General features: G+C 75.4%; 13 protein-coding genes. 6 read left to right on the top strand and 7 right to left on the bottom strand.

Annotated features, from left to right (window positions below; genetic code table 11):
• Window positions 1-234 precede the first annotated feature (234 nt).
• Both WJX68_RS11775 and WJX68_RS11770 read left to right on the top strand, forming a co-directional pair.
• Complete coding sequence (locus WJX68_RS11775) at window positions 235-1,395, top strand: pyridoxal phosphate-dependent aminotransferase (RefSeq protein ID WP_340289561.1); 1,161 nt, start codon at window positions 235-237, stop codon at window positions 1,393-1,395.
• On the top strand, window positions 1,392-1,811 hold the full coding sequence (locus WJX68_RS11770) for an SRPBCC family protein (protein ID WP_340289558.1): 420 nt from the start codon (window positions 1,392-1,394) through the stop codon (window positions 1,809-1,811). The genes WJX68_RS11775 and WJX68_RS11770 overlap by 4 nt, the downstream gene beginning before the upstream one ends.
• On the opposite strand, the gene WJX68_RS11765 is transcribed toward WJX68_RS11770, so the two are convergent.
• Window positions 1,783-2,457 carry a VC0807 family protein gene (locus WJX68_RS11765; RefSeq protein WP_340289555.1) on the bottom strand — a complete coding sequence of 225 codons (675 nt, stop codon included), beginning with the start codon at window positions 2,455-2,457 and terminating at the stop codon, window positions 1,783-1,785. The genes WJX68_RS11770 and WJX68_RS11765 overlap by 29 nt on opposite strands.
• Before the next feature lie 140 nt (window positions 2,458-2,597).
• On the opposite strand from WJX68_RS11765, the gene WJX68_RS11760 reads away from it, so the two are divergent.
• From WJX68_RS11760 to WJX68_RS11750, 3 genes are read left to right on the top strand one after another with little or no spacing between them, the layout of a single operon-like run.
• On the top strand, window positions 2,598-4,157 hold the full coding sequence (locus WJX68_RS11760) for an adenylate/guanylate cyclase domain-containing protein (protein WP_340289552.1): 1,560 nt from the start codon (window positions 2,598-2,600) through the stop codon (window positions 4,155-4,157).
• Window positions 4,158-4,194: 37 nt separating this feature from the next.
• Window positions 4,195-4,713: a polyketide cyclase gene (locus tag WJX68_RS11755; protein ID WP_340289549.1), complete on the top strand. Its 519-nt coding sequence runs from the start codon at window positions 4,195-4,197 to the stop codon at window positions 4,711-4,713.
• A gap of 31 nt (window positions 4,714-4,744) precedes the next feature.
• On the top strand, window positions 4,745-6,361 hold the full coding sequence (locus tag WJX68_RS11750) for an acyl-CoA synthetase (RefSeq protein WP_340289547.1): 1,617 nt from the start codon (window positions 4,745-4,747) through the stop codon (window positions 6,359-6,361).
• Window positions 6,362-6,364: 3 nt separating this feature from the next.
• Here WJX68_RS11750 and WJX68_RS11745 read toward each other — a convergent pair whose 3' ends face one another.
• From WJX68_RS11745 to WJX68_RS11725, 5 genes are read right to left on the bottom strand one after another with little or no spacing between them, the layout of a single operon-like run.
• Window positions 6,365-7,030 carry an SIMPL domain-containing protein gene (locus WJX68_RS11745; protein WP_340289544.1) on the bottom strand — a complete coding sequence of 222 codons (666 nt, stop codon included), beginning with the start codon at window positions 7,028-7,030 and terminating at the stop codon, window positions 6,365-6,367.
• A gap of 11 nt (window positions 7,031-7,041) precedes the next feature.
• Complete coding sequence (locus WJX68_RS11740; RefSeq protein ID WP_340289940.1) at window positions 7,042-9,072, bottom strand: prolyl oligopeptidase family serine peptidase; 2,031 nt, start codon at window positions 9,070-9,072, stop codon at window positions 7,042-7,044.
• Complete coding sequence (locus WJX68_RS11735; protein WP_340289937.1) at window positions 9,069-9,830, bottom strand: putative hydro-lyase; 762 nt, start codon at window positions 9,828-9,830, stop codon at window positions 9,069-9,071. Before WJX68_RS11735 ends, WJX68_RS11740 begins: the two co-directional genes overlap by 4 nt.
• 23 nt (window positions 9,831-9,853) lie before the next feature.
• Window positions 9,854-10,639: a LamB/YcsF family protein gene (locus WJX68_RS11730; RefSeq protein WP_340289541.1), complete on the bottom strand. Its 786-nt coding sequence runs from the start codon at window positions 10,637-10,639 to the stop codon at window positions 9,854-9,856.
• Entirely contained in the window at window positions 10,636-11,862 is a 1,227-nt protein-coding gene (locus WJX68_RS11725; RefSeq protein WP_340289538.1) for an NRAMP family divalent metal transporter, read from the bottom strand. The genes WJX68_RS11730 and WJX68_RS11725 overlap by 4 nt, the downstream gene beginning before the upstream one ends.
• A gap of 107 nt (window positions 11,863-11,969) precedes the next feature.
• Between WJX68_RS11725 and WJX68_RS11720 the strand changes: the two genes are divergently transcribed.
• A complete protein-coding gene (locus WJX68_RS11720) occupies window positions 11,970-12,689 on the top strand; it encodes a GntR family transcriptional regulator (protein ID WP_340289535.1) in 720 nt (239 codons plus the stop codon).
• Window positions 12,690-12,739: 50 nt separating this feature from the next.
• Here the strand turns inward: WJX68_RS11720 and WJX68_RS11715 are convergent, their stop codons facing one another.
• Window positions 12,740-13,471, bottom strand: a complete 732-nt coding sequence (locus tag WJX68_RS11715) for an rRNA methyltransferase (RefSeq protein ID WP_340289532.1) — start codon at window positions 13,469-13,471, stop codon at window positions 12,740-12,742.
• Between the last annotated feature and the right edge of the window lie 31 nt (window positions 13,472-13,502).

Below are 13,502 nucleotides of genomic sequence, written 5' to 3'. Positions count from 1 at the left end.
TCGTCATCCGCCGTTTCCAGGAGGCAGTCATGGACACCGACACCCGCACCGAGATCGACGAGCACGACGACGAGACGCACATCGTCCGCGGGCTCGACTGATCCCCCTCGCACACCGGTAGCTCGCCCGGCCGGCGGTGGAACCCACCGCACGCGCGGGCCGGCACGGGGCAGCGCAGCGCCTCGATCAGGAACTGCGCCCCCCGCACACCGGGGCGTTCCGTAGGGTCGGGCCATGCTGGTCGAGCGCATGCGCCCGTTCACCTCGACGATCTTCACCGAGATCTCCCGCCTGGCGGTCGAGACCGGGGCGATCAACCTCGGCCAGGGCTTCCCCGACACCGACGGGCCCGCCACCCTGCTGACCGACGCCGCCGCCAACATCACCGAGCGCGGCCTGAACCAGTACCCGCCCGGTCCGGGTGTCCCCGCGCTGCGCGAGGCCGTCGCCGAGCACCAGCGCCGCTGGTACGGACGGACGGTCGACCCGGCCGACGTCGTCGTCACCACGGGGGCGACCGAGGCGATCGCCGCCACCCTGCTCGGGCTCTGCGGGCCCGGCGACGAGGTCGTCGCGTTCGAGCCCGCCTACGACTCCTACGCCGCGTCCGTCGCGCTGGCCGGGGCGACGCTGCGCACCGTCGCGCTGCACCCGCCCGCCTTCGGGTTCGACGACGACGAGCTGGCCGCCGCGTTCTCCGACCGCACGAGGGTGGTGCTGGTCAACACCCCGCACAACCCGACCGGCGCCGTCCTCACCCGGGCGCAGCTGACCCGGATCGGGGAGCTCGCGACCGCGCACGACGCGGTCGTCGTCACCGACGAGGTCTACGAGCACATGGTGTTCGACGACGCCGAGCACGTCCCGATGGCGAGCCTGCCCGGCCTCGCCGACCGCACCCTCACCATCTCCTCGGCCGGCAAGACGTTCTCGGTGACGGGCTGGAAGGTCGGCTGGGTGCACGGCCCGCCGGAGCTCGTCGCCGCGCCGCGTGCGGTCAAGCAGTTCCTCACCTTCCACGGCGGCGCGCCGCTGCAGCCCGCCGTGGCCTCCGCGCTCGCGCTGGGCGACGACTACTACGCCGGGCTCACCGCCGACCTCACCCGCAAGCGCGGTCTGCTGAGCGAGGGCCTGCGCGCGGCCGGGTTCGACGTGCTCACCCCGCGCGGCACCTACTTCGTCGTCGCCGACCCGCGCCCGCTCGGCGTCGAGGACGGCGTCGACCTCGCCTGGCGGCTCCCGGAGCTGTGCGGGGTCGCCGCGGTGCCGGTGTCGGTGTTCTGCCCCTCCGCGGCGGGGGCGCAGGCGTACCGGCCCTACGTCCGCTTCGCCTTCTGCAAGCGCGACGACGTGCTGGAACGCGCCGCCGAGCGGCTGGCGGGGCTGCGGGCGTGAGCGGGACCCGCTGGGTGTCGGTGGTGGTCGCGGCCCCGCCGGCGACGGTCTACGCCGTCGCCCGCGACCCGCGGAACCTGCCCCGGTGGGCGGCCGGGGTCGGGGACCGCGTCGTCGAGCGCGACGGCTGCTGGCTCGTCCCCGGCGGCCCGCTGGGCGAGATCGAGATCCGGTTCGCCGCGGAGAACCCGTGGGGCGTGCTCGACCACGAGGTGCTGACCGCCGACGGGCGGCGGTTCCACAACCCGATGCGGGTCGTGCCGCACCCCGACGGTGCCGAGGTGGTGTTCGGCGTCCGGCGCACCCCCGGGGCGCCGGACGCCGCGTTCGAGGCCGACGCCGCCGCCGTCGCCGCGGACCTGGAACGGCTGCGCGCGCTGCCCGAGCTCACGCCCCCGCCCGCACCGCCCGCCTGACGGCGACCACCAGCAGCGCCGACAGCGCCGTCCACACCACGACCGACTGCACCGACAGGATCGGCAGGGCCACCACCGGGGCCAGGGTGTAGGCGAGCGTGACCCGCAGCGCCGCCTCGGCCACCATCGCCAGCGCGGCCACGGCCGTCGCCCGGCGCAGGGTCCGCCGGAACACCGGGTTCGCGGCCCACTGGCGCTCCATCAGCTCCGGGAGGTCCGGGCGCTGCGCGCGGCCGAAGAAGCGGCACACGTGGAACACCAGCGGCCGTCGCCCGAGCAGCAGCGACCCGCCCAGCAGCAGCGCGAACCCGATGCTCTGGACCGCGTCGCGGGCGACGGCGAGACGCGCGTCCCCGGTGAGCAGCGAGGTCGCCAGCCCGGCCGCGACGGTGACCAGGACGACGACCCCGACCGGTTCCACCCGCCGGTGCCGGACCGCCTGCACCGCGACGTGCAGCGCCGGCGGGAGCGCCGACCAGGCGAGTGCGGCGACGTCGGACATGCCGCGGGCGGTCAGCACCAGATAGACCAGGTACGGCAGCGCCGCGTCGACCAGCAGGGACAGGACGATGTCGCGCACCACGGTCCGCCGGGCCGGGGCGGCGGCCGTCGGACGCGGCGCGTGCGGTGTCGTCGTGGTGCTCATGCGGGCCTCCGGACGTGGCGGATCGGACCCGTCGACGGTCCCCCGGCGGCCCCCGCGGCGGATCCACCCGCGGGCCGACCCCGGGTGGAGATCGGGTCTCCACCCGCGCGGATCACCCGTCCGGCCTAGGATCCGCGGTCGTGACCGATCGCCGACCCGCCCGTCGCGGCCGCCCGGTCGTGGGCCTGCCTGTCCGCGCGCTGCTCGCCCTCGTCGTCGCCGCCGCGAACATCGGGGGCGCCGCCGTCGTGCTGGTGATCGCGGCGTTCGTCCTGCCGCGCGAGCGGCTGCTCGACGCCGTCGAGATCCGGCTGGTCAACCTGGCCGTGCTGGGCGGCTACCTGCTGGTCGCGGTCCCGGTCGGGATCCTGTTCGGCCGTCGGCGGCTGACGGTCGGGCGCTCCTCGCGCCACCCGGAGGAGGAGGAACGACGGCTGGTGCTCCGCGCGCCCGCCCGGATCTCGTCCATGGTCGCGCTGCTGTGGGTGCTCGCGGCGGTCCTGTTCTGCTTCCTCAACCTGCGCTACTCCGGCCGGCTGGGCTTCTCCGTCACCGCCACCGTGCTGATCGGCGGCGTGACGACGTCGGCGCTGTCCTACCTGCTGGTCGAACGGATGCTGCGGCGCGCGGCGGCGCGCGTGCTGTCCGGGCGCCCGCCGAGGCGACGCCGGCTGGTGACCGGCGTGATGCTGCGCTCGGTCGGGTTCTGGGCGCTGGGCACCGCCGTCCCGATCTCCGGGCTGATGCTGGCCGGGCTGGTCGCCCTGGTGTTCGGCGACGCGTCGCCCACCCAGCTCGGCGTGACCATGCTGGCGCTGGGCGGCACCGCGATCGGGGCCGGCCTGCTCACCACCATCGGCGCGGCGCGCGCCATCGCCGACCCGGTGCTCACGGTGCGCCGCGCGCTGGCCCGGGTGCAGGACGGCGAGCTCGACGTGCGCGTGCCCGTGTACGACAACACCGAGCTCGGGCAGCTGCAGGCGGGGACGAACAGCATGGTGGAGGGCCTGCGGGAGCGGGAGCGGATCCGTGACCTGTTCGGCCGCCACGTCGGGCGCGACGTCGCCGAGGCCGCGTCCGCCCGCGGGGACGAGATCCGGCTCGGCGGCGAGGTCCGGCCGGTCGCCGTGCTGTTCGTCGACCTCGTCGGCTCGACGACCATGGCCGCCCGCCGCCCGCCGGAGGAGGTCGTGGCGGTGCTGAACCGCTTCTTCGGGGTCGTCGTCGAGTGCGTCGAGCAGTCCGGGGGCTGGATCAACAAGTTCGAGGGCGACGCGGCGCTGGCCGTCTTCGGCGCCCCGCTCGGTCTCGACGACGCCCCCGGCGCCGCGCTGGCCGCCGCCCGCTGCCTCGGCGCGCGGCTCGCGGAGGAGATGCCCGAGATCGAGGCGGGCATCGGCGTCTCCGCCGGCGACGCCGTCGCCGGCAACATCGGCGACCCGCGCCGCTACGAGTACACGGTGATCGGCGACCCGGTGAACGAGGCCGCCCGGCTCACCGAGCTGGCGAAGTCGGTGCCCGGGCGGGTCGTGGCGGCCGCCCGCGCCGTCGACGCGGCGGGGCCCGAGGCGCGCCGCTGGGAGCACGGGGACCCGGTCACGCTGCGCGGGCGCGACGAGCCGACCGGGGTGTGCGTCCCGGTCGGGGAGCCGTCGGACACCGGCGCCGCGACGGCGGGGCACGCCGCCTCCGACGGCTGAGCGGGCGGGCCGCGGTCCCGTGGCCGACGATGGCCGCGTGCGGCTGCCCTGGGTGTGGAACGCCCGTCCCGACGAGGTGGCCGCGGCGTACCCGTGCGGCGCGCACGTGCCCGCCCCGTCCCGCCGGATGGTGCGGGCGGTCGACGTCGCCGCCGGGGCGCCCGCGGTGTGGCCGTGGCTCGGGCAGCTGCGCGTCGCGCCCTACAGCTACGACCTCGTCGACAACCTCGGACGGCGCAGCCCGCGCCGGCTGCTCGGGCTCGCCCCGCCCGTGCCCGGTGAGCGGTTCCTGCTCATCTTCCGGATCACCGGGGTGGTCGACGGCGTCGAGATCACCGCGGCCGGCGGCAACCGCGTCACCGGCCCGTACGCCTGCACCTACCGGGTGCTGCCGGACGGGCCCGGGCGCAGCAGGCTCGTCGCCCGGCTCGACATGGCCGCCGACACCCGGCTGCGGCGCCTGCTCGCGACCGCGACGGCCTGGGGCGACCTGGTGATGATGCGCCGCCAGCTGCGCACCCTCGCCGGGCTCGCGGCCGGATCCGGACGCGCGTGACTGTCCGGACGGGCTCGGGCAGGATGCGCGCATGAGCAACGGCGCTTCGGAGTTCAGCGAGCAGACCACCGCGGCGATCGGTCGTGCCCGCCGGCACGCGCTCGGTGACCTGCTGCACCGCACGGCGATCCGCCACCCGGACAAGACCGCCGTCGTCGACGGGGACGTGCGCTGGACCTTCGCCGAGTTCGACGCCGCGGTGAACCGGTGCGCGGCCGCGCTCGCCGGGGCGGGCCTGGTCAAGGGCGACCGGCTGGCGCTGCTGTCGCACAACTGCCACCAGTTCGGTGTGCTGGTCTTCGCGACCGCGCGCCTCGGCGTCGTGCTCGTGCCGGTCAACTTCATGCTCAACGCCGAGGAGATCGCGTTCATCCTCGACCATTCCGGGGCGCGGGCCTTCGTCGTCGAGGACGCGCTCCTCGCGACCGGGGAGAAGGCGCTCGCGCAGTCGGCCGAGCCGGCGACGGTGCTCGCCCGGATCGGGCTGTCGGGGCCGCCCGTCACCGGCGACTGGGTGGACCTGGACTCCTGGATCGGCGGCGACGGCGACCCCGGCGAGCGCGACGTCCACGTCGCCGACGACGACCCGCTGCGGCTCATGTACACCTCGGGCACCGAGTCGCGCCCCAAGGGCGTCATGCTGCCCAGCCGCTCGCTGATCACCCAGTACGTGTCCTGCGTCGTCGACGGCGGCATGGAGCACGACGACGTCGAGCTCCACTCGCTGCCGATGTACCACTGCGCGCAGCTGGACTGCTTCTTCTCCGTCGACGTCTACCTCGGCGCCACCAGCATCATCCTGCCCGCGCCCGCCCCCGCCGAGATCCTCGCGACGATCGCGCGGGAGAAGGTCACCAAGCTGTTCTGCCCGCCGACGGTGTGGATCGCGCTGCTGCGCCACCCCGACTTCGACACCACCGACCTGTCCAGCCTGCGCAAGGGCTACTACGGCGCGGCCGCGATGCCGGTGGAGATCCTGCAGGAGCTCACCCGGCGGCTGCCGGACGTGCGGCTGTGGAACTTCTACGGCCAGACCGAGACCTCGCCGCTGGCGACCCTGCTGCGCCCGGAGCAGCAGCTGTCGCACGCCGGGTCGGCCGGGCGCGCGTCGCTGAACATGGAGACCCGCGTCGTCGACGAGAACGACGAGCAGGTCCCGCCCGGCGAGGTCGGCGAGATCGTGCACCGCGGTCCGCACGTCACGCTCGGGTACTACCGCAACGAGGAGAAGACCGCCGAGGCGTTCCGGGGCGGCTGGTTCCACTCCGGCGACCTGGGCGTCATGACGGCCGAGGGGCACCTGTCGGTCGTCGACCGCAAGAAGGACATGATCAAGACCGGCGGGGAGAACGTCGCGTCCCGCGAGGTCGAGGAGGCCCTCTACCTGCTCGAGGGCGTCGCCGAGGTCGCCGTGTTCGGGGTGAGCCACCCGCACTGGATCGAGGCGGTGACCGCGGTCGTCGTCCCGAAGGACGGCGTGACGCTGACCCGCGAGCAGGTCGACGCGCACGCCCGCGAGAAGCTCGCCGGCTACAAGCGGCCGAAGTACGTCGTGTTCGCCGGGTCGCTGCCGAAGAACCCCAGCGGCAAGATCCTCAAGCGCGAGCTGCGCACCGAGCACGGCGACATCGCCGCCCGCGAGGGCTGAGCCTCAGCGGGCGACGACGAACTCGGCCTCCACCTCGGCCCGGACGGTGACGTCGTCCGGGGCGAGCAGGTCGCCCAGGTCGCCCTCGGCGTCCCCGGCCGGTGCGGCGGCGAACGCGCGGGCCGCCATCGGGGCGGCACGGCCGCCGAGCAGGCCGACGTCGGCGACCGACCGCGCCGCGACGGGCCCCAGGTCGAGGGCGTCGGCGTAGTCCTGGGCGCGCTCGCGGGCCCGGCGCACCGCGTCCTGGCGGGCGGCGCGCTCCACCTCGCGGCGGTGCCCGTCGGCGAGGTCCCAGGTGATGCCGCGGACCTCGGCGCCGTCGATCCCGCCCAGCTCCGACAGCCAGGAGCCGAGCCGGGCGACGTCGTCGAACTCCACCGACAGCGACACCGACGCGTGGTGCACCGGCGGCCGCGGGCGTCCCTTGTGGACGGGCTGGCGGACCGAGGTGCGGACCTGGTCGACGACCAGGCGCCGGACCGGGCCGGCGTCCGGGTCGAGCTGCGGGCGCACCCCGGCCAGCGCCGCCGTCGCCGCGGCCTGCACGCGGTCGCGCACCGGGCCCGGCTCGGGGCCCTGCGCGTGCACCACGACGTGCGCGGTGCCGCGCTCGGCGGGCACCTCGGTCTCGTGCTCGCCCCGGACCCGGATCACGACGTCGCTCACGCCCGCCGAGGCTAGCCGAGCCTCTCCCACAGGAACGCGTACGCCAGCGCCGACATGCGCGCGGCCTGCGCGTTGTCCGCGGCGCCGCCGTGCCCGCCCTCGATGTTCTCGTAGTAGGTGACGTCGTGGCCGGCCTCCTCCAGCGCCGCGGTGAACTTGCGGGCGTGGCCGGGGTGCACCCGGTCGTCGCGGGTGGAGGTCAGCACGATCACCGGCGGGTAGCCGGCGTCGGCGTCGATCAGGTGGTACGGCGAGAAGCCCCGGATGAACTCCCAGTCCTCGGTGTCGGGGTCGCCGTACTCGGCGACCCACGATGCCCCGGCCAGCAGGTGCGAGTACCGCTTCATGTCCAGCAGCGGCACCTGGATGACCACCGCGCCGAACAGCTCCGGGTAGCGGACCAGCATGTTCCCGGCCATCAGCCCGCCGTTGCTGCCGCCCTGCACGGCCAGGTGCGCGGCCGAGGTGATGCCGCGCCCGACCAGATCGCGGGCGACGGCGGCCATGTCCTCGTAGGCGCGGGGCCGCTTCTCGCGCAGCGCGGCCCGGTGCCAGCGCGGCCCGTACTCGCCGCCGCCGCGCAGGTTCGCCACCGCGTAGACGCCGCCGCGCTCCAGCCAGGACCGGCCGATGCCGCCGGAGTAGCCCGGCGTCATGGGGATCTCGAAGCCGCCGTAGCCGTAGAGCAGGGTGGGGGCGGTGCCGTCGAACGCCAGGTCGGCCGGCCGGACCAGGAAGTACGGGACGCGGGTGCCGTCGTCGCTGGTCACGAAGTGCTGCTCGATGACGTGCCGGTCGGCGTCGAAGAAGGCGGGCGCGCTGCGCAGGGGCTGCGGTGCGGTGCCGTCCGGGCCGACCGTGGCGATCGACAGCGTCGACGGCGTGAGGTAGTCGGTCACGATCAGCCAGACGTCGTCGCTCTCGTCGGCGTCGACGGCCGAGACGGAGACGCTGCCGAACTCCGGTGCCCCGGGGAACGTGCCGCGCGTCCAGCCGTCCGGGCCGGGGGTGAGCACGACGAGCCGGTCGACGACGTGTTCCAGCACGTCGAGCACCAGGTGGTGGCGTGTCCAGGTGTACCCGGCCAGCGACGAGGAGTCGGTGGGGGAGAACAGGACCTCCCAGTCCGGGGTGCCGGCCAGCACGTCGTCGAAGCGGGCCCCCAGCAGCGACCCGGCCCGGAACTCGCCCCAGTCCTCGCGCAGCTCCACGGTCAGCCACTCGCGGTGCACGTCGGTCATGGCCGAGTCGGGCACGTCGATCCTGGTGAACGACCCGTCCTCGCCGATGAGGTGGAGCTCGTCGGCGTAGAACGCCAGCGCCCGGCGCAGGAAGTCGCGCTCGAAGCCGGGGGTGTGGTCGCGGAACGCCGACACCGACAGGTCGGTCTCCTCGCCGGCGTACACGAGCTCCGCGGACTCCAGCGGCTCGCCGCGGCGCAGCCGGCGCACGGTGCGCGGGTAGCCCGACGTGGTCATGGTGCCCTCGCCGAGGTCGGTCGCGACGTAGACGGTGTCGCGGTCGATCCAGCTCATGCCGCCCTTCGCCTCGGGGCGGGCGAAACCGCCCTCGACGAAGCTGCGGGTCGGCAGGTCGAACTCGCGGGTGACGTCGGCGTCGGCGCCGCCGCGGGACAGGTCCACCAGGGCGCGGTCGAGGTCGGGGCGCAGGAACCGGGCGCCGTGCCAGACCCAGTTCTCGCCCTCCGCGGCGTTGAGCGCGTCGACGTCGAGCAGCACCTCCCACTCGGTGTCCGCGCTGCGGTAGGACTCCGGGGTCGTGCGCCGCCACAGGCCGCGCGGGTGCTCGGCGTCGGTCCAGAAGTTGTAGTAGTGCCCGCCGCGGGCGGTGACGAACGGGATCCGGTCGCGTGAGTCGAGGACCTCCCGGACACCGGCCTCCAGCTCGGCGAACAGCGGTGCCGCCGTCAGCCGCGCGGTGGTCCGGTCGTTGCGCTGTGACACCCAGTCCAGCTGCTTCTCACCGGTGACGTCCTCGAGCCAGGCGTGCGGGTCGTTCGTCATGCCCCGATCATGTCTCAGACCAGGTACTCGGTGTCGCGGGCGTCGGTCACCAGCATCTGGCCCGGCTCGTGCGTGATCGCGAACGGCAGCCGCGACTCCAGCACCGCGGCCTGCGGGGTCACCCCGCACGCCCAGAACACCGGCACCTCGCCCTCGGCGACCGGGACGGCGTCGCCGTGGTCCGGGGCGTCGAGGTCGGCGATGCCCAGCGCGGCCGGGTCGCCGACGTGCACCGGGGCGCCGTGCACCGCCGGGTACCGCGCGGTCGTCGCGACCGCGGTGTCCACCAGCGCGGCCGGCACCGGGCGCATCGACACCACGAGCGGGCCGGACAGCCGGCCGGCGTCGCGGCAGCGCCGGGTCGTGCGGTACATCGGCACGTTCCGGCCCAGGGCCAGGTGGCGGACCGGGACACCGGCGGCGAGCAGCGCGTTCTCGAAGGTGAAGCTGCAGCCGATGAGGAAGGAGACCAGGTCGTCGCGCCAGTACGCGGTGACGTCGGTCGGCCGGTCGACCAGCTCGCCGTCGCGGTGGACGCGGTAGCCGGGCAGATCGGTGCGGATGTCGCCGGCCACGAGCTCGCCGGACACCTCACCGGGCTCCAGGACCTCCAGCACCGGGCACGGCTGCGGGTTGCGCTGGGCGAAGAGCAGGACGTCCCAGGCGTGCGCCCGCGGGACGGAGATCAGGTTCGCCTGGGTCCAGCCCGCGCACCAGCCCGAGGTCGGCGTCGACAGCCCGGCCCGGAACCGTGCGCGGGCCTCGCTCGGGAGCAGCAGGTCGGTCCCCGTCCCGGTGGTCACGACGCCGTCCCGGCGGGTGCGGCGACGAAGGGGGCGACGCCGACACCGGCGCGGGCCAGCTCGTCGCGGACCCGCTGCGCCATCGCGACGGCGCCGGGGGAGTCGCCGTGCACGCAGGCGGACTCGGCCCGCACCGCGACGTCGGTGCCGTCCACCGCCCGCACGACGCCGTCGCCGATCATGCGGACGAGCCGCTCGGCGGCGGCGCCGGCGTCGTCGAGCAGGGCGCCGGGCTCCCGGCGGGGCACGAGCCCGCCCTCGGGGGTGTAGCCGCGGTCGACGAAGAACTCGCCGACGGCGCGCAGCCCGGCCCGCTCGGCCTCGGCCAGCAGCGCCGAGCCGGGCAGCCCGAGCACGGGCAGCGACGGGTCGTAGGCGCGCACCGCCTCGACGACGGCGCGGGCCTGCGCGGTGTGGGTGCGCGTCGCGTTGTAGAGGGCCCCGTGCGGCTTGACGTAGCGCACCCGGGTCCCGGCCACGCGGCAGAGCGCCTCCAGCGCCCCGATCTGGTAGACGACGTCGTCGGTCAGCGCGGTGGGCTCGACGTCGAGGAAGCGGCGGCCGAAGCCCCGCAGGTCGGGGTAGGACACCTGGGCGCCGACGACGACGCCCGCGGCGGCCGCGCCGGTGGTCGTGGCGCGCAGCGTGGAGGGGTCGCCCGCGTGGAATCCGCACGCCACGTTGGCCGAGGTGACCAGGCCGAGCATGGCGTCGTCGTCGCCGAGGGTCCACTGGCCGTAGGACTCGCCGAGGTCGGCGTTGAGGTCGACGGTCGCGCTCACAGCAGCTTCCCCACGTTCTCGGCGACGAACTGGTACCCGATGAACAGCGTGACCAGCCAGCCGGCGACGCCGATCCCGAGCAGCCAGCGCGGGTAGCGGTAGCCGCCCAGCAGGTCGCGGCGGCGCCAGGCCACCCACAGCAGGATGGTGAACCCGATCGGCAGGATCAGCCCGTTGAAGGCCCCGGCGAAGATCAGCAGCGTGACCGGGGCGGCGCCGGCGAGCAGGAACACCGCGGTGCTGACCACGATGAAGCCGACGGTCAGCAGGTTGACCGTGCGCGGCGCGGTGTCCTTCGCGGTCAGGAACGACACCGAGGTGTACGCGGCGCCGATCACCGAGGTGATCGCGGCGGCCCAGAGGATCAGCCCGAACAGCCGCACCCCGATCTCGCCGGCGGCGGCGCCGAACGCGGTGGCGGTCGGGTTCGCCGACCCGGCCAGGTCCACCCCGCCCGCGACCACGCCGAGGATCGCCAGGAACAGCAGCACCCGCATGACGGCGGTGACCAGGATGCCCTGCACGGAGCTGCGCGCGACCCGTCCGGCGTTCTCGGGGCCGGACAGCCCGGAGTCGAGCATGCGGTGCGCGCCGGCGTAGGTGATGTAGCCGCCGACGGTGCCGCCGATCAGCGTGGTGATGACCAGCCAGTCGACGCGGTCGGGCAGCACGGTCTGGCGCAGGGCCTCGCCGACCGGCGGCCCGGAGACGACGGCGACGTAGCCGGTGAGCCCGATCATCAGCACGCCGAGCACGACGACGATGCGGTCCAGCGCCGCGCCCGCCCGCCGGATCAGGAAGATCGCGACCGCCAGCGCCGCGGAGATCGCGCCGCCGACCGGCGCGGACAGCCCGAGCATCGCGTCGAGCCCGAGGCCCGCGCCCGCGACGTTGCCGACGTTGAACACCAGGCCGCCGACGACGACCAGCGCGGTCAGCAGCCAGCCCGCGCCCGGCGCGACCCGGTTGGCCAGGGTGTGGGCACGCATCCCGGAGACCCCGACGACGCGCCAGACGTTCATCTGGATCGCGACGTCGACGAGGATCGACACCAGGATCGCGAACGCGAACGCCGCACCGAGCTGCGCGGTGAACTGGGTGGTCTGGGTGATGAACCCGGGCCCGATGGCGCTGGTCGCCATCAGGAACATCGCGCCCAACAGCGCGCTGCGGGTGACGGCGCCGCGGCTCGTCCCCTCCTGGCTGGTCGTCGGCTCGCTCATCGCCGTCTCCTCGGGCTCGAGTGCGATCGCTGGTCGGGAGAGTGTGAAGGATTGTTCAACGATCCGGCAATCCCCAGACTCCACGATTCTCGTTAGGATCAGATGTCATGACCGACGACAGCCCCGCCTCCGGCGGTGTCCGCGACGCGCTGGCCTCCCTCGCCGCGTCCAACACCGTGGTGGTCCCGGCGGCGGAGCGGGTCGCCGACCGGATCCGCGTCGAGGTCGCCGAGGCCCGCCTGCGGGTCGGCGCCCGGCTGCCCGAGCAGGCGCTCGGCGAGGCCCTGCAGGTCTCGCGCAACACGGTGCGCGAAGCGCTGTCGCAGCTGGTCGCGGAGCGGGTGCTGGTGCGGATCCCGAACCGGGGCGTGTTCGTCGCCCGCCCGGGCGCCGACGACATCCGCGACGTCTACTCCGCCCGCCTGGTGATCGAGCCCGGGGCGGTGCGGCACGGGCCGCGCGCCGCCGACCCCGTGGCGCTGGCCGCGGTCCGTGACGCGTTCGAGTACGGCCGCCGTGCCGCCGTGACCGGCGACTGGACCGGGGTCGCGGACGCCAACCAGCACTTCCACCGCGCCGTCGTCGCGCTGGCGGGCAGCCCGCGGCTGGACCGGGAGATGGGACGGCTGCTGGCCGAGATGCGCCTGGTGTTCCAGCGGATGCCCGGGGTCCGGGAGTTCCACGAGCCCTACCTCGCGCGCAACGGGGAGATCGCGGCCCTGCTCGCCGACGGCCGTCGCGCCGACGCCGCCGACGAGCTCGCCGGGTACCTGGTCACCGCACGCGACCAGCTGCTCGACGCCTACGCCCGCCTCCCCACCACCTGAGGGCGCCCCCCCGTACCCGGTGACGTCCCGGTGACTCCCCGGTCGCGGGGTCAGCGGTCCTGCAGCGCCCCGGCCCGGACCAGGACGGCGGCCCGGTGCCCCGCGCGGAGGCGTTCGAGCGGGCGGACGCCCGGCGGCAGCCCGACCGTCCGGCCCCGCCCGACCGCGACGACGACGGCGCCGGGCCGCAGCACCGCGGCGACGCCGCGGAGGAACCCGTGCTCCGGTGCCGGGTCGGCGCCCGCTCCCGGGGCGTCGGCCCAGGTCGTCGCGCGGCCGTGCGGGAGGTCGGCCAGCACGAGGTCCGGCTCGGCGTCGCCCAGCGCGGTGCGGACGGCCGCGGTGTCGCGGGCGTCGGCGACCGCGACCGTCCAGGACGGGGTGCTCGCGGGGACCAGCGTGCGCGCGGCGGCCGCGGCCCCGGCGTAGCCGGGCTTGCCGTGCCGGGCCGCCAGCGCGTCGAGCTCCGCGGCGCGGTCGGCGAGCCCGCCGGGGTCGAGCAGCCCGAGGTTGCGGCGGGCCAGACCGAGCGGGGCCGGGTCGGCGTCGGTGCCGGTCAGGCGGGCCAGCCCGGGGACCAGCAGGCCGAGCACCGCCGGTGTCACGCCGGCGCCGCAGCAGGGGTCCCAGACCGTGAGCGCACCCGTCCGGCCCAGGTGCTCCCGGCCGCGCCCGGCCAGCTCGACGGTCAGCCGTACCGGCAGCGTCGGGCGGCCCGGCGCCGAGGCGAGCACCGCGTCGAGGGCCGCGTGGTTCGCGGCGGGCGCGTGGCGGTACTGCACCCCGGCAGTCCAGCAGCCCGGCGCCCGTGGC

Source organism: Pseudonocardia spirodelae (assembly GCF_037727765.1).
GTDB classification, from domain to species: Bacteria; Actinomycetota; Actinomycetes; order Mycobacteriales; family Pseudonocardiaceae; genus Pseudonocardia; species Pseudonocardia spirodelae.
The sequence above is the reverse complement of the archived record's forward strand: the minus strand, read 5'-3'. Positions and strand labels throughout refer to the sequence as shown.